This window comes from Tahibacter soli, from assembly GCF_025717065.2.
Taxonomy (GTDB): domain Bacteria; phylum Pseudomonadota; class Gammaproteobacteria; order Xanthomonadales; family Rhodanobacteraceae; genus Tahibacter; species Tahibacter soli.
Window position 1 is genome coordinate 473,856 of record NZ_JAOVZO020000020.1, and the last position, 16,239, is coordinate 490,094.

At 67.8% G+C, this 16,239-nt stretch carries 12 protein-coding genes and 1 pseudogene; 8 read left to right on the top strand and 5 right to left on the bottom strand.

The genetic code is table 11. The features are described from left to right. Positions 1–118: 118 nt before the first annotated feature. Both rapA and OD750_RS23090 read left to right on the top strand, forming a co-directional pair. On the top strand, positions 119–2,968 hold the full coding sequence (gene rapA, locus OD750_RS23085) for an RNA polymerase-associated protein RapA (protein WP_263540611.1): 2,850 nt from the start codon (positions 119–121) through the stop codon (positions 2,966–2,968). Between the two features lie 197 nt (positions 2,969–3,165). Further along, positions 3,166–3,540 carry a hypothetical protein gene (locus tag OD750_RS23090; protein ID WP_263540612.1) on the top strand — a complete coding sequence of 125 codons (375 nt, stop codon included), beginning with the start codon at positions 3,166–3,168 and terminating at the stop codon, positions 3,538–3,540. 18 nt (positions 3,541–3,558) lie between these two features. Here the strand turns inward: OD750_RS23090 and OD750_RS23095 are convergent, their stop codons facing one another. The 3 genes from OD750_RS23095 to OD750_RS23105 all read right to left on the bottom strand — a co-directional run bounded on the left by OD750_RS23095 (position 3,559) and on the right by OD750_RS23105 (position 5,298). Beyond that, positions 3,559–4,320 carry a fused MFS/spermidine synthase gene (locus OD750_RS23095; protein ID WP_263540613.1) on the bottom strand — a complete coding sequence of 254 codons (762 nt, stop codon included), beginning with the start codon at positions 4,318–4,320 and terminating at the stop codon, positions 3,559–3,561. Positions 4,321–4,503: 183 nt separating this feature from the next. Continuing rightward, positions 4,504–4,743 carry a hypothetical protein gene (locus tag OD750_RS23100; protein ID WP_263540614.1) on the bottom strand — a complete coding sequence of 80 codons (240 nt, stop codon included), beginning with the start codon at positions 4,741–4,743 and terminating at the stop codon, positions 4,504–4,506. 27 nt (positions 4,744–4,770) lie between these two features. After that, entirely contained in the window at positions 4,771–5,298 is a 528-nt protein-coding gene (locus tag OD750_RS23105; RefSeq protein ID WP_263540615.1) for a hypothetical protein, read from the bottom strand. A gap of 596 nt (positions 5,299–5,894) precedes the next feature. On the opposite strand from OD750_RS23105, the gene OD750_RS23110 reads away from it, so the two are divergent. The 4 genes and pseudogenes from OD750_RS23110 to OD750_RS23125 all read left to right on the top strand — a co-directional run bounded on the left by OD750_RS23110 (position 5,895) and on the right by OD750_RS23125 (position 10,650). Next, complete coding sequence (locus OD750_RS23110) at positions 5,895–6,152, top strand: helix-turn-helix domain-containing protein (RefSeq protein WP_263540616.1); 258 nt, start codon at positions 5,895–5,897, stop codon at positions 6,150–6,152. Between the two features lie 75 nt (positions 6,153–6,227). Continuing rightward, entirely contained in the window at positions 6,228–7,547 is a 1,320-nt protein-coding gene (locus OD750_RS23115) for a SulP family inorganic anion transporter (protein ID WP_336407577.1), read from the top strand. Beyond that, positions 7,544–8,785, top strand: a pseudogene (locus OD750_RS23120) (malic enzyme-like NAD(P)-binding protein); the annotation flags it as partial. The gene OD750_RS23115 and the pseudogene OD750_RS23120, both read left to right, overlap by 4 nt. A gap of 167 nt (positions 8,786–8,952) precedes the next feature. Next, the gene (locus OD750_RS23125; RefSeq protein WP_263540618.1) at positions 8,953–10,650 is read left to right on the top strand and encodes a SulP family inorganic anion transporter; all 1,698 of its coding nucleotides are present in this window, start codon (positions 8,953–8,955) and stop codon (positions 10,648–10,650) included. Between the two features lie 148 nt (positions 10,651–10,798). On the opposite strand, the gene OD750_RS23130 is transcribed toward OD750_RS23125, so the two are convergent. Beyond that, on the bottom strand, positions 10,799–12,667 hold the full coding sequence (locus tag OD750_RS23130) for a D-(-)-3-hydroxybutyrate oligomer hydrolase (protein ID WP_263540619.1): 1,869 nt from the start codon (positions 12,665–12,667) through the stop codon (positions 10,799–10,801). An 85-nt stretch (positions 12,668–12,752) separates the two neighbouring features. Here OD750_RS23130 and OD750_RS23135 point away from each other — a divergent pair, with 85 nt between their 5' ends. Next, positions 12,753–13,418 carry a response regulator transcription factor gene (locus tag OD750_RS23135; RefSeq protein WP_263540620.1) on the top strand — a complete coding sequence of 222 codons (666 nt, stop codon included), beginning with the start codon at positions 12,753–12,755 and terminating at the stop codon, positions 13,416–13,418. 23 nt (positions 13,419–13,441) lie between these two features. Then, entirely contained in the window at positions 13,442–15,061 is a 1,620-nt protein-coding gene (locus OD750_RS23140) for a winged helix-turn-helix domain-containing protein (RefSeq protein ID WP_263540621.1), read from the top strand. A gap of 14 nt (positions 15,062–15,075) precedes the next feature. On the opposite strand, the gene OD750_RS23145 is transcribed toward OD750_RS23140, so the two are convergent. Further along, entirely contained in the window at positions 15,076–16,191 is a 1,116-nt protein-coding gene (locus OD750_RS23145) for a serine hydrolase domain-containing protein (protein ID WP_263540622.1), read from the bottom strand. Between the last annotated feature and the right edge of the window lie 48 nt (positions 16,192–16,239).

Here is a 16,239-nt window from a genome sequence, read left to right on the forward strand (position 1 = left end):
CGATCCATCCCTGGATCGCGCGCCTCCAAGTGTGCTAGCAAAATCGCCGAACGAAGCAAAGGTTCCCCGCGCGCCTCAAGGGGCGGATAATCGCGCCCCCGATCGACAGGATGCGCTGATGGTTTTCGTTCCCGGACAACGCTGGGTCTCCAACGCCGAACCGGAACTCGGTCTGGGCACGATCCTGCGCATCGAAGGGCGCAGCATCCAGGTGCTGTTCGCGAAGTCCGGCGTACTACGCCACTACGCCGCGCACGCCGCGCCGCTCGTTCGCGCCGAGTTTCGCGTCGGTCAGAAAGTCAGCGGCAAGGGCCTCGCGTTCACGATCGAGCGCGTCGAGACGCATCAGGGCCTCCTGCACTACTACCACGGCGCCGACGCGCTCGTCGAAGGCGAACTCGACGACGTGCAAAGCCTGTCGCAGGCCGACGAGCGCCTGCTGTCGGGCCGCGTCGACCGCGCCGACCGCTTCGATTTCCGCGTCGAGGCGCTGAACCGCCGCGCGAACGCGCGCCGCGCGCCGGACTACGGCCTCGCCGCCGCGCGCATCGATCTCGTGCCGCACCAGCTGCGCGTCGCGCAGATCGCCGCGTCGCGCCGCCCGCCGCGCGTGCTGCTCGCCGACGAGGTCGGCCTCGGCAAGACGATCGAAGCGGGCATGGTGCTGTCGCGCCTGATCGCCGCCGGCCGCGTCGAGCGCGTGCTCGTGCTGCTGCCCGAGCCGCTCGTCTACCAGTGGTTCGTCGAACTGCTGCGCCGTTTCAATCTGCAATTTTCCATTTTCGACGAAGAACGCTGCGAGGCGATCGAACTCGCCGGCGACGGCCGCAATCCGTTCGAGGACGAGCAGTTCGTCATCACCGACATCGGCTTTCTGTCGGGCAACGCCAGGCGCGCGCAGCAGGCGATCGACGCCGGCTGGGATCTTCTCGTCGTCGACGAGGCGCATCACCTCGCGTGGACGCCGGAAGCGGCGAGCCCGCAGTACGCGCTGGTCGAACGCCTCGCCGCGGCGACGCCGGGCGTGATCCTTCTCACCGCGACGCCCGAGCAGCTCGGCCGCACCGGCCACTTCGCGCGGCTGCGCCTGCTCGATCCCGCGCGCTATCACGATCTCGAACGCTACACCGAGGAAGCCGACGGCTATCTCGCGCTGTCGCGCATCGCCGCGAAGCTGACCGACGGCGTCGCGCTCGATGCCGGCGACGTCGCCGAACTGCGCGCGCGCCTGACGGGCGACGATGCGAGCCAGGCGCTGCTCGCGCGCCTCGGCGAGAACGACGCGACGGTCGCCTCGCAGCTGCTCGACGCGCTGATCGACCGCCACGGCACCGGCCGCGTGATGTTCCGCAACCGCCGCGCCGTCGTCGGCGGTTTTCCGCAGCGCATCCCGAACGTCGACGTGCGCGACGGCGACGCGCTGAGCGAAGACGAGCGCCAGCGCCTGCTGACCGAGTTTCTGTCGGACATCCAGCAGCCGCCGACGCTGCACGAATACGACTATTCGGCCGACCCGCGCCTGTCGTGGCTGATCGGCCTCATCGACGAATTCCCGCGCGACAAGTTCCTGCTCATCTGCCGCAGCCAGGCGAAGGTGCTCGCGCTCGAAGAAGCGCTGCGCACGAAGAGCGGCATCGCAATCGCGCGGTTCCACGAAGGCCTGTCGATCGTGCACCGCGACCGCAACGCGGCGTACTTCGCCGACCCGGAAGGCGCGCGCATCCTCATCTGCTCGGAAATCGGTTCGGAAGGCCGCAATTTCCAGTTTGCGCATCATTTGATCCTGTGGGACGTGCCGCTCGATCCCGATCTGCTCGAACAGCGCATCGGCCGCCTCGACCGCATCGGGCAGAAGCACGACATCCAGCTGCACGCCGTCGCGTACCGCGGCACCGCGCAGTACGTGCTGCTGCGCTGGTACGCCGAAGCGCTCGACGCGCTGCGCGTGAGCCCGGCCGACGGCCGCGAGCTGTACAAGCGTTTCGGGCCCGATCTCGCCGAGCGCGCCGCGACGCATGCGCTCGAAGGCACCGAACCGGATCAGGAAATCGATTCGCTGATCGCCGAAACGCGCGCCGTGCACGAAGAGCTGTCGCGACTCGTGCACGCCGGCCGCGACCGGCTGCTGGAACTGGCGAGCGCCCGCGAAGCGCGCGACGAAACGCTGCGCGCGGCGCTGACCGCCGCCGACGCCGACCTCGACGGCGACGACTTCATCCTGCGCCTGTTCGAACAATTCGGCGTCGAGCACGACGAAACCGGCACGCGCACCTACGTGCTCGATCCCGAATACGTCAGCACCGAAGGGCTTGCGGGTCTCAAGGACGGTCCGCAGCAGATCACGTTCGACCGCGCCACCGCGCTCGCGCGCGAAGAACTGCCGCTGTTGCGCGCCGATCATCCGATGGTCGCGAGCGCGATCGACGTGCTGGTCGAGGGTGAGCAAGGCAATGCGGCGATCCTCGTCGACGACGCGCTGCCGCCGCGCACGGTGCTGCTCGAAGCCGTGTTCGTGCTCGAATGCGTCGCGCAGCGTAGCCTCGGCGTCGAGCGCTTCCTGCCGGCGCTGCCGCTGCGCACCGTCGTCGACACGAAACTGCAGCGCCGCGACGCGTACAAGCCCAACAGCGTATCGCTGCAGAAGGCCGGCGACCGCGCGCTCGATTTCAACCGCTACCGCAAGTTCATCGCGCAGCTCGTGCCGCCGATGCTGGAGGCGTGCGAGAAAGGCGCGTACGAACTCGCCGAACGCGAGATCGCAGCGGCGATCGGCGAGGTGAGCGCGCAGCTCGGCGCCGACATCGCGCGCCTGACCGCGCTGCGCGCCGTGAACCCCGGCGTGCGCGAGGACGAAATCGCGTCGCTCGCGACCGAACTCGCCGCCATCCTCGATGCGCTGCCGCGCGCACGGCCGCGGCTCGACGCCGTGCGCTTCGTCTGCAGCCAGGATTTTCTGAGCTTGCGGTAGCGCCGTTCGCGATCGCGTACGCGCCGCCGTTCCGGCCGATGATCTTCACGCTCGGCGTGGCGAGCGTGTTCGTGTTCCGGCGCTCTCGCGCGCTGACGTACGACGTGCTCGTGGTCGCGCCGGGCTGAGTTCGGCGCTAACCTCTGGAGCTCGACGTCGTTGCCGCGGTCTGTGCGGCACAACCTTCGAGGAAAACCATGCTGGCATCGCTGCTCATTGCCGCCGCTTTCGCGGCCGAACCGCCGAGCGAAGAAATGAACGCCGCGGCGGCGTACATCCAATCGAACTATCTGCCGGTGATCTTCGACGCGTGCAAGCAGCACGCGCCGCTGCGCGCGCCCGAATACGAGCAGGCGCTCGAACGCTGGAACAAGGCGAACAAGAAGGTCGTCGCCTACGGCGAAAAAGTGTCGCGCGCGCAGGCTCAGGCGCAAGGCATGCAGCTCGAAGCGATGATCGCGCAGTCGCTCGCCGACCTGCGCAACGACATGTCCGGCAAGACGCCCGAGGAAATGGACGCCGGCTGCGCCAACGCGCTGCGGAGCGCATGGGCCGAATCTCAGCCGAAGTAGCGCCGGCGTCCCGGCCGGTCAGTCGCACCGTGCCGCGCTGTCGCATTGCGCATGCATTGCCGCCGCTACGCGGGAAAATGCCGGTTTCAACAATGCTCCCGCCGCTCGGCGCAGATGGCCCGGGTCGCCGATCGACGACGACAGGCGCGGGAAAGGGTCATCACCGGCATGCGCGAAAACCACGTTGTTCGTTCCATCGGCTTCGCAAACAGTGAACACCCCGCGGCCGAAGCTGCGCCGGATACGCTCAAGGTGCGCGTTCAGGTCGTCGCAATACAAGTTCAGGACCATGATGCCGTTGTCGCACAGCGCCTGCCGGCACTGATCGTAGAACGCTTGTGAAGCAAGCTTTGCCGGAACCCCTTCGCGGGTGTACCCGTCCACAAGCAGCACATTGAACTGCCGATGAGCGCGGCGAACAAAGTGGGCGCCATCGTCCAGATGGACGCGAAACCGCTCGTCGTCCGGCGGCACATGAAACTCGTCGCGCAGTGCGAGAACGTGGGGATTGATCTCTACTACGTCGATCCGTGTCCGGGGCAACTCCCGGTAGCAGAATTTCGCGAGCGAACCGCCGCCAAGTCCGATCATGGCGACGCGTTGCGGCTGGCCGTTGAAGAGCAGGAACCCCATCATCGTGCGCGTGTAGTCGACGACGAGCGTACAGGGCTCGCGTTTCAACATGCGGCTCTGTGCTTCGTGGAGCGAGAAATGGAGCGTCTTGTAGTGAAGTGTCTCGTGCACGAAGGGTCGGCACATCTCGGAGGCGTCGTCCAACACGTTGCTAGCTCTCGTCGGTGCACGCCGGCGACCGGCCGTTTTTCAACCTCATCGTCGTCCGCGCGCAGCCCTGTGCGAACGCGACGGAGTCTTGTCCGAGCACGCGGCCGCGAGTTTCCGCGACGCGCGCATCGCCCGACGAAAACGCCGGCGCGATGCGACAGACCGGCTTGACCGAAAGCATCAGCGAGCGCCCGGCTCGGCGTTCGAATGTGCGTCGACGAGCGATTCCAGAAAGGTCACGACCATCCGGTCCTTGCCCGACCGGACCAGTGCGGCCGCCGTTTGGTCGCCGAGGGAAGGGATCGGCTGCGTTTCGTACCAGGCCGCAATATCGAGCGCGGCAGGCAATCGCGCTCGTGCGACGTCAATGCCCCATTGGGCTTCGCCGGCGAACGGATCTTCTGAGACTTGGCTGCGCATCTTCGGGTCTCCGCGTGCAGGTCGTGCTCAACGGCGCTTGTCTTTGACGGAACGCTTCAGCAAATCCGGCGTCTGCGAGAGCTTCGACAGAACGGCCTCGACGATCGGATTCGGCAGCGCTTCGTTGCGAAGGTGTTCCGCGACCGCGCGTGCCACGACTTGCGCCAGTTCCAGCGACAGCGGGGCGGTCTCGTCGCGCCAGAACCGCAGTTGCATTTCCCGAAGCCAGGCAGCCTCGGGAAGCCGGATACGCGTCCGGTTGAACGCATCCAGACATCGGCGATCCGTGTCGGCATCGAGCCCACGTGCGATCAGCAAGCTGCAGGGCGAGCGACCGGGCAGGCGCAGGTGCGCATCGTAGACGGCAAGGCATTCCGCCAGGCCTTGTCGCTGCATCGCCTCGAGCTTCGTCGAGTCGGCTTCGGGCGTCTGGGGCGTTCGCAGGATGGATAGCGCGATTTGTACCGGCGTGCGCACCAGAAGCGCGGCAACCGAGCTTTCCTCGGCGGGAGTATCGCGAAACGGTTCGCCCAGCTGAGGGGCGCTATCGCTCACCCACGATCCGCCCGGCGCGGATACGGACGAAATCCTGGCAAGCGACTGTCGGTTGGCGCGAACCGTATCCCAGGCCTGACCAAGCGCTTGCCATGCCGTCGGGATGGTCGGCCAGCACAGTGCGTAGACGTGAGCGCTTGTTGCGTTTGGCAGGACGGCGGTTGCGCTGGCGACGACGGCCGGCTGACCCGACGAAGGGAGCATCGGGCGTTGGCGCGAAGTATCGGGTGCGCGGCGAAGCGTTCCGGAGGTCGCCGACGAGCGACGGGGGCTGCTCATACTCAGAATTCCGTGGTGGTCAAGCCAACGACGCCGTCGATTCCCTGTAGAAGGCGCGCCGGCGAAGACGACGCACACGCCCGGCGTCAAGGTTCCATGCATTATAGATGATGTTTTTTATGCTTCACTAGATGTCTTAAGCATCAATAATAATTGCTGATCGTCGATCTGCGTCGTTGGCTTTCCGGTATCGACTTGTCCGATGATCCGCGGTTCGCTTCCGGCGAATGCCGTTGCCCCGAATCGCGAATGATGTTCAAAACATCACTTGAGATGTTCAATCTCTCTTTGTTAAAGTTCCTTCCGGAGTCTTGTAGATGATTACCGCGGCTCAACTTCGTGCGGCGCGCGCCCTGGCGGGACTGGACCAAAAGTCGTTGGCGCAGAAGGCGGGAGTGTCGCTGCCGACCATTCAGCGCATGGAAGCGAGCACGGGAAACGTGCGCGGTGTGGTCGAAACACTGACCAAGATCATCGCCGCGCTGGACCTTGCGGGTGTCGAATTGATCGGCGAGAACATGCCCAGCCACGGTACGGGTCGAGGCGTGCGGTTGAAGACTCCGAAGCCCCCTTGAGCACCAACGCCAAGGGATAACTTGGGTGCGCGAGAGTTTTCCCCTCGGGATCTCGCCAGTCCGCTTGGGGGATCCTTGCGTACGCCGTCTGCATCCCCCCGCGATCGCTCGTCGTCCAGGCAGACTTTCGTATCGAAATTCACTGCCGCATTTCAGCGAACGAGCAAGTGGGTCGAATTCCCGAGCGACGCCGTCGCCGGGGCAGTTGCCGCGACGATGCTGTTGTCGCTCGTCTGGTTCGTTGCCCTCGCGTTCGGTCGGGAACCGGAGATTGCTTTGACCGCCGCTGCCGTAGTCGGACTACCGGCTTCTACGCGCGGCGGTGCTTGCTGCTTCCGAATCAACGGTGCCGTTCTCGTTTTCGGCGCCGTCGTGTACGGGATCGTTTTCAGTCAGGGGCCGCGCGAAACGATCGCGGCGGTGTCGGCGATCGGCATCACGCTGCTGGTTTTCGGCGCCGGCCGCTTTGAAGCGTGGATAGCGCGCATTCCCGAACCCGTTGTCGTCGGTCTGGCGTTCGGAGTCGCGTTGATCCTCCTGTTCGGCCTGATCGAGGTTCTGCTCGGTCTCGATCCGAAGGCCGACGCTTCGAATCGCTTCCACCGATGGGTCGCGCTCTGGAAGCACCCCGACGCGATACCGCTGGCAAGCATTGCCGTGGCCGGATGGTCATTGGCAACGCTCCTTTTTTTGCACCTCGTCAGGTCCGCCTGGCCCGGCGTTCTGCTCGTTTTCGTCGGTGCCTCGCTCATCGCGGGGATGCCTGCCATGCCGGCCGAAACCGTCGGCGATCGACTCGGCGCGATGTCAACATCGCACCCGTCGCTGTACGAGCCGACGGCTGCGTGGGCGCATCTCTCGCCCGTGCTGTCGATCGCCGTCACGCTCGCGTTGCTCGTTGCGGTGCGACCGCCTCGACGGCTCCCGCACGAGCCGCGTCACGAACAGGCCGCCGGGCGTCGGGCGAACGCAACCTCGCCTCTCGAAGAATTGCGCCCGACATCCTCTCGTCAACCCGGTGCCGGCATGCATCTCGATGCGCGAGCACCGCTGGCCGGAACTCGAAGCGTTGTCGCGACGGGAGCGCTGGCACTGGCAGCGGCTCCGCTGATCGCCTACGTACCGCTCGCCAGCGTCGTCGCCGTACTGATGATCGTCGTTTGCAGAACAGGCGACGCGCGCCGTTTTCGGCAGTTCATGGGCGCACCGGCAGCGGATCGGCTTCTGCTGTTCGCGACGTTCGTCTCGACAGTACTGGTTGATCCCGCGATCGCGATCGGTATCGGCCTCGTCCTGTCGAGGGTTCTGCGCGGCAGACAAACGGTCGCTGCCGCTGCTGTTCGCGCACTGCCCGTCCCAAGCGTCGGACCCAAGCCGCCCAAGGAAATGCCATGAGCTATCGTTTACCGGCACTCGCCTACCACCGCTTCCCGACACCGGGCAAGATCGCGACGACATCGACGAAGGCGCTCGCGGGCCCGGACGACTTGGCGCTGGCCTATTCGCCCGGCGTGGCCGCGGCTTGCGAGCGAATCGTCGCAGCGCCCGCGGAGGTCGCCGAACTGACCGCGCGGGCCAATCTCGTGGGCGTCATTACCAACGGAACGGCCGTGCTGGGATTGGGAGCGATCGGGCCGCTCGCCGCGAAACCGGTCATGGAAGGCAAAGCGGTGCTGTTCAAGGAGTTCGCGGGCATTGATGTCTTCGATCTGGAAGTCGACGAGAAGGATCCGGACAGACTCGTCGATCTGATCGCCGCCCTGGAGCCCACCTTTGGCGGAGTCAACCTCGAAGACATCAAGGCACCGGAGTGCTTCTATGTCGAGGAGCGGTTGCGGGAAAGGCTTCGAATTCCGGTGTTCCACGACGATCAGCACGGAACGGCGATCGTTGTCGCTGCCGCGCTCCTGAATGCGTTGACTCAGGTCGGAAAAAGCCTGCGCAACAGTCGGCTCGTGACGTGCGGCGCGGGTGCCGCGGCGTTGGCCTGCTTGAACTTGCTTGAAGATCTGGGTCTGTCCCGAGATCAGATTACCGTCTGCGACATCGACGGCGTGGTGTACGACGGCCGGTGCAACGGAATGGATCCGTTCAAGGCACGCTATGCGAGAGCGACCGACCATCGGACGCTCGCCGAAGCCATCGAGAACGCCGATGTTTTCCTGGGCCTTTCCACGGGAGGGGTGCTGACGTCGACGATGATCGCCAGCATGGCCACGCAGCCGATCGTGTTCGCGCTGGCGAACCCGGAGCCGGAAATGCACCCGGCCGACGTTTACGCCGCAAGACCCGACGCGATCGTTGCGACAGGACGCTCCGACTATCCGAACCAGGTCAACAACGCGCTCTGCTTCCCCTATATCTTCCGAGGCGCCCTGGATGTCGGCGCTACGCGCATCACGCGCGAAATGGAATTGGCTGCCGTGTCGGCGCTTGCTCGCCTCTCAGGAGTGCCGCAGGCGGCTTCGACGGCGATAAGCCAGGCTGGACGGTCCCGACCGGCGCTATTGCCCGAACCGTTCGACCGCCGGCTGCTCCCCAACGTTGCCGGCGCGGTGGCTCAAGCGGCCATGGCGAGCGGCGTGGCGACGCGCCCGATCCACGATCTCGCGGCCTATCGGCAGAGCCTGGCCACATGGCGCGCCGAGCGGAAGTCGCCACGTCCGGTAGTGCAGCCCGTCGCCGTGTCTTGATGACGCGGCGCATACCGAACAATCTCGCTCGTCCGCCGGGCGAGGACGACTCCGGTCATTTCGCATCTTTTCTTGCGCATCACCGACTCAGTCGAACAAAGTGACCCATGAAAACCTTGGATACGCGTCGTCTGCGGCAGATCTATGAGCCGAAGCTGTTCACGGTGTTGCGTGACGGCTATTCCTTGCCCGATCTTCGCCGCGATCTCGTCGCAGGCCTGACGGTTGCGATTGTCGCGTTGCCGTTGGCGATGGCGCTCGCGATCGCGTCGGGCACCGCGCCCGAAAAGGGACTGCATACGGCGATCGTCGCGGGTTTTCTGATCTCGTTCTTCGGCGGTTCGCGCGTGCAGATCGGCGGGCCCACCGCGGCCTTCATTCCAGTCGTCTTCGTCGTGATCGAGAAGTTCGGCTACGGCGGATTGATTCTGTGCACGCTCCTGGCCGGGTTCATGCTGATCGGCGCCGGCGTACTGCGACTCGGCGTACTGATGAAGTACATCCCGCAGCCGGTCGTCACGGGGTTCACGGCGGGCATCGCCGTCAGCATCTTCTCAAGCCAGATCAAAGATGTACTTGGCCTTCGCATGGACGCCGTGCCGGCCGAGTTCTTCGCACGCTGGAATGCCTATTTCCACAACCTCGACAAGTTCACCCCCGCGACCGTCGGCGTTGCCGCAGCGTGCCTGGCATTGATCATCGTGCTGCGGCGCTGGCGTCCGACCTGGCCGGGCTTCCTGTTCGCAGTCGTAGCCGGCGCGCTCGCCACGACGCTGTTCGCGCTGCCGACCGATACGATTGCCTCGCGCTTCGGTGGCATTCCGGCCGCGTTGCCGCAGTTCGAGATTCCGCATATTCCGTTCGAACGCACGCTGGAATTGTTTCCGAGTGCGTTCACGATCGCCTTCCTCGCCGGCGTCGAGTCGCTGCTCTCTGCCGTCGTGGCGGACGGCATGACCGGCGGCAGGCACCGCTCCAACGGCGAGCTGGTTGCGCAAGGCATAGCGAACATCGGCGCGGCACTATTCGGCGGACTGCCGGCGACCGGCGCCATCGCGCGTACCGCGGTGAACATCCGGTCCGGCGGCCGCTCGCCCATCGCGGGAATCGCGCACGCCGTATTCCTGCTGCTGTTCATGCTGGTCGTCGCACCGTTGATGGGCTACGTGCCGCTCGGAGCGCTCGCGGCGGTCCTGCTGGTCGTGGCGTGGCAGATGTCGGACATCGAGAGCTTTCGGCATCTTTGGAAAGGACCGATCGGCGATCGCGCCGTCCTCTTGACCACGTTCGTGCTGACCGTGATGTTCGACCTCACCGTCGCGATCGAGGTCGGCCTCGTGCTCGCATCGTTCCTGTTCATGCATCGCATGAGCGAAGTCGTCGAACTGCAGTCGAGGGTGTCGCTACTCGAAGAGGATCGCGACACCGCCGACGAACCGGACCAGCGCGCGCAGCTGCCGCCCGGGGTCGAGGCGTTCCAGATCTCCGGCCCGCTGTTCTTCGCCGTTGCGAGCCGGCTCGACGAAGTGCTCGATCAATTCCCCGTTCCGCCGGCGGTCTTCATTCTGCGCATGCGTCTCGTACCGCTGATCGACGCGAGCGGCGTCTCTGCGCTGCGGCAGTTCCTCAGTCGCTGCGAGCGCAAGGGCACGCGCGTCATCTTGTCGGGATTGCGCGAACAGCCGCGTCGCGTCCTGGCGCAGATGCAGGTAGTACCGGACGGCAAGCAGCTGCAATTCGCCGACAACTTTGCGCAGGCTATCGTCCAAAGCCGTTTGGAGCGAACCGACGTTGAGGAAGCCTGATCGACGTCGATACGAACGGCGCGGGTGAATCGCCGGGCTTCACGTGTCTCCGACGGAACCGTGCCGGCGCTTCGGGTCGTGGAACGTCTCGATGCCGTCGGCGGCCGAAGACGCCGCGAGAATTCGCGCGAACCCGTCGGACAGGACGCTACGGCACCACGCCGAGATTGTCCTTCGTCAGCACCGCGCCCATGCCGCGCGGCTTCGTCGCGATCTCGCCCGACGCCGGCAGCGGCTTGCCATCGGCGACGTGCGCCCACATCGCATCGAGCGCGCGGTACGCGTACGGCAGCAGCGGCACGTAGCGCGCCGCGAGCGGCGGCAGGCCGAGGAACGCGTCGAAATGCTGCGCGTTGGCAATGTCCCAATGGGTAATCTTTTGCCCCGATGCCTCGACCCAGCGCGCGTACGCGCCGCCGGTGAACGCGCTCGGAATCAGGCCGTCGTCCGTGCCGTGCACGACGAAGAGCGGCAGGTCCTTGCGCGGCAGCTTCGCCTGCGTCGCGGCGATGCCGTCCTTCACGCGCTTCGCGTCGGCGCCCTCGCCGGTCCACAGCTCGCGCAGGCATAGCAGGCCCGGCAGCGTCGGATCGGCACCGGCGGCCTGCGTGTCGACGAGGCCGACGCCCGCGCCCGGCGGAATGCCGCTGCCGTCGGCGATCCACGCGGCGCGCTCGGCCGCGGTCGCCGCGCGCGGCACGCCGTCCTTGCCCATCGGCGCGTAGCGATAGCCACACGGCATCGCGTCGGCGCCGTAGCGGCCGTAGGTCGACGCGTACGCGACGGCCACCATGCGCCACAGGTCGAAAGCCGTGCTCAGCGCGCCGGCTTCGAGCGCGGCATCGGTCCAGCCCGACGCGCGCATCAGGTCGTACGCTTCCTGCGCCTGCGCCGCGGCGTCGCCCGCCTTGAGCAGCCCGCGCTCGTGCAGCGCCGCGCAGCGCGCGAGCGCGGCCGGCGACGGTTTGCCGCCGGGCCGCGCCAGCAGTACCGCGTCGAAGCGCGGATGCGCGAGCGCGCACGCCTGGAAAATCGCCGCCTGCGTCGTATAGCTGTAAATCGGCTGCGCGCCGTCGGCGCCGGGCCACACGTTCGGCGCGATCGCCACGACGCCGGCGAAGCCCGCGCCGTCGATTTCGGCCGCGCGCAGCACCGCGCCGCCGCCGTTGGAAAGACCCGCCGCGATCACGCGCGTGTTCGAAAATTCGAAGCGCGGTTCGTTCGGAAACGCATCGCTCAGCGCCGCGAGCGCGAACTGCGCGGCCTGCACCGCGTGCCGGCCCCAGTCGGCTTCGGGGTTGTCGCCCGAGTGCACGTGCTTGACCGCGATCGTGTGTGGAACCGTCGCTTTTTGCGCGGGTTCGAAATCGAGCCCGGCGCCGCGCGCGGCGCGCGTGCCGTCGAGCGCGGCGCCCGTGTCGCTGTCGGCGTCGTAGTAGCCGGTGCCCGCGCCCTTGTCGGTGTAGGCCACCGCGCAGCCGCGCGGCAGGCCCCACGCGCCGCCGAGCGCGATCGCGCCGTACACGCCGCGCGAACCCGAAGCCACCGCGACGACGACGCAGCGGTTCTTGCGGTCGAACGCGTCGGGCACCTGCACGAGCACGCGATGCGGCTGCGACGCGCCGGGCACTTTCGCGAACGCCTGGAACTCGCGTCCCGGCACGCTCGGCACCGCGCCGTAGACGTCGCCGTAGCCGCCGCCGACCATGAGATCGGCGATGCCGCGCCAGTTGCTCCAGATCGCCCGGCGGCGCAGTTCCTCGCGCGTCGGCGCGTCGGGATTGGCGAACGGCTGCGGCACGGCCGCGCGCAGGCCGTCGAGGCCGAGGCCGGCGGAGAGCAGGTCGTCGGCGCCTTCGTGGCGCGTCTGCGCCACCGCGGAAACGAGAAAATCGGGCATCGCGGCAGCGGCCTTCGGTGCGGGCGTCGCCGCGGGCGGCGCGGCGGGCTTCTGGTCGGCGCAGGCGGACAGCGCGAGCGCGGTCGCGAGTATGAGGCAACGCGAGGTCGTGATCATGCGGCCACGGTAGCAGGCGCGGTGCGCGCGACCATCGTACGAAAGTACGACCCGGTGCCGGGCGGGCGCTGCTACGCTAGCGCCGATGCCAAGGCTGCTGATCGTCGACGACCACCCGCTGTACCGCCTGGCGCTCGCGCACACGGTGCGCGAACTCGTGCCCGACGCCGACGTCGCCGAGGCCGAAACGCTCGACGACGCGCGCGTGCATCTCGCGTCCGCGCCCGACACCGATCTCGTGTTGCTCGACCTGCACCTGCCCGGCAGCTACGGCCTGATGGGTCTCGCGTCGATCCGCGGCGAGTTTCCGGCGGTCGCCGTCGTGATGATTTCGGCGCACGACGACCCCGCGGTGATCCGCCGCGCGCTCGCGTTCGGCGCGGCCGGGTTCATTCCCAAGCGCGCGTCGCCGGCCGAACTGAAGGCCGGCCTGCGCGCGGTGCTCGCCTGCGAGGACTTCGTGCCCGAGCCGCTGCGCGAAGCCGTCGCGCGCGCCAGCGCGTCGCCGTCGGACGGCGAACTCGCGGCCCGGCTCGCGAGCCTGTCGCCGCAGCAGTTCCGCGTGCTCGGGCTCGTCGCCGAGGGGCGTCTGAACAAGCAGATCGCCGACGCGCTCGGCATCCAGGAGCGCACCGTCAAGGCGCATATGACCGCGATCTTCGAACGCCTCGGCGTGCGCAATCGCACGCAGGCGGGCGTGCTGCTGCGGTCGCTGGAACTCGCCGATCCCGCCAGGGCGCCGGTGGAATAGCGCGCGTCGGATAAACTCGGCGGATGCCCGCCCCGCTTCACCGTCTCGACGATCTCACGATCGATCTCGCCCGCCGCCGCGTCGAACGCGACGGCGTCGCGCTCGACGTCGGCGGCCTGTCGTTCGACCTGCTCGCGTATCTCGTCGCACAGGGCGATCGCGTCGTCGGCTTCGACGAGCTGATCGCCCGCGTCTGGGCGCCCGCCGTCGTCGGCGAAGAAACCGTCACGCAGCGCGTGAAGCTGTTGCGCCAGTCGCTCGGCGACGACGGCCGCAATCCGCGCTACCTGCGATCGGTGCGCGGCAAGGGCTATGCGCTGTGCGTCGCGCCGCAGCGGGTCGACGACATTCCGGTCGACCACATTCCGGTCAACGTCAGGCCGGTCGACGGCACGCCGGCACCGGCCGCCGCACAGCCCGCGCCGACACGCGCACGTCGCCGGCTCGCGCGCGCGGCGATCGCCGCCGCGTTCGTCGCGGGCGCCGTCGCGTGGTTCGCGGTGCCGACGAAGACGGCCGCGCCGACCGAACGCGACGAGATACTGCAGCGCGCACGCTACTACGCCGGCATCGGCCAGCCGGACGACATCGATCGCGCCGTCGCGCTGTACGACGACCTGCTGCGCCGCGACCCGAACGATCGCGCCGCGCAGCTCGGCCTCGCGTTCGCGTACAACACGCGCGTCTGCGTGCACAACCGCGAACCCGAATGGACCGAGCGCGCGCTGGCGCTGGCGCAGACCGTGCTCGCGGCCGAACCGGACAACAGCCTCGCCGAAGCGGCGATCGGCTACGCGCACGACTGCCGCGGCGAACTGCGCGACGCGATGGCCCACTACGAGCGCGCGGTGAAGCTCGATCCGGCCGCGCGCACCGACAGCGCGGCGTCGCTCGCCTATCTGTACATGGTGCAGGGCCGTCTCGCCGACGCGCTCGAAGCGAATGTCGCGGTCGAGCGCCGCGGCGCGAAGCCGCGTTATCTCGACCTGCAGATCGCGCGCACGCTCGAGCTGCTCGGCTACGCCGCCGCGGCCGAGGCGCGCTACCGGCGCAGCTTCCGGCTGTATCCCGACAACACGTATTCGAACGCCGCGTGGCCGAAGTTTCTGTTCCGCCAGGGCCGCTACGGCGAGGCGCAGGCCGCGCTCGACGCGGCGCTCGCGCGCGGCGCGCATCCGGACATGCACATGTTGCAAGGTGAACTCGCGCTGCTGCGCGGCGACCGCGCGGCGGCGGCGGCGGCGTTCGCACGCGCGTCGGCGCTGCGCCCGCATACGAGCCTGCCGCGCACGCTCGCGACGCTGTATGCCGCCGCGCCGCCCGATCCCGCGTGGATCGCCGAACGCATCGAGGGATTGTCGACCTATGTCGCGAGCGGCGCCGGCGGCTGGCCGGAGGACCGCATCGACATCGCGCTGCTCGAACTCGCGCGCGGCGACAAGCCCGCCGCCGTCGCCGCGCTGCGCGGCGCGATCGCGGCGGGCTTTCTCGACCGCGCCTACCTGCAGGCGTCGCCGCTGTTCCGGCCGCTCGCCGACGACCCGGCGTTCGCCACGCTCGTCGATACCATCGCCGAACGCGTGAACGCCGAGCGCGTGCGCGCCGCGCCGCTCGCCGCGGCCGAGTCCGCCGGCGGCGGCTAGCCGCGATCTTCCGTCTACGGTTTCGCCGGCAACGCCTTGAGCAGGTATTCGCGCAGCACTTCCTGCGAGCGCGGATGCGAGTCGCGCTTGTTGTAGCCGGTCGACGTCACCACCGCGACGAGTTCGAGTTCCGGCGAGACGAACACGTAGTTGCCGCCGTTGCCGGACATCGCCCAGATCCACGTGTCCTTGCCGCGCACCGGAAACTTGAAGCGCCAGAACTGGTAGCCGTACTCGACGTCGTCGCGCGGCACGGCGCGCGGCGTCAGCGCCGCGTCGATCCAGGCTTTCGAGATCACGCGCCTGCCGTTCCACTGTCCGGCCGTGCGCACCGTTTCGCCGATCTTGGCGACGTCGCGCGAGCGGTAGCGCGTGCCGCCGCCGCCCATGCCGACGCCTTCGGACGAGACGTTCCACTGCACCTTGTCGATGCCGAGCGGCGCTTCGAGCGCGTCGTGCGCGAACTTCGCGAGGGGCTGCTTCGTCGCGCGCTCGACCACGGCGCCGAGCATGAACGAGCCGGCCGTGCAGTACGCGAACGTGCGCCCGTACGGGCTGTCCTTCGGCCGCTTGTCCCACGGCGCGTAGCCGCGCACCGGCAGGTCGAGCGCGAATTGCACCCAGTCCTCGCTGACGTACATGCGTTCTTCGTTGCCCGCCGTGGCCGGGTTTTCGTCGTCGCACTGCCAGATCGAACTCATCGTCAAAAGGTCTTCGAGCGTGATCGCGGCCTTGCGCGGATCGAGCCCGGCGGCCGGTGCCTTGTCGGCGAAATACGCATAGACCTTCGCGTCGACGCCGGGAATCAGCCCGCGGTCGATCGCAAGGCCGACGAGCAGCGCCGTGACCGACTTCGTCGCCGAGCGCATGTCGTTGAGGACATCCGCACCGCCGGCGCCGAAATACGCCTCGTAAACGAGCTTGCCGCGCTGCGCGACGACGAGGCTCGTGATGTCGGGATACGTCTTGTCGGCCACTTTCGCGGCGACGGCGTCGAAGCGCGAGACGTCCCAGCCGAGCGCTTTCGCGTCGGCGACGGCCCAGCCGTCGTCGCGCGCGGCCGGGGCGGTGTAGGCGGCGGCGGTGCCGGCGCAGGCGGTGAAGACAAAAGCGGCGATCAGGCGTTGCATGAAGACTCCGGGTGTCGAAGGAAACGATGTCGAGGGAGGCGCAACGGT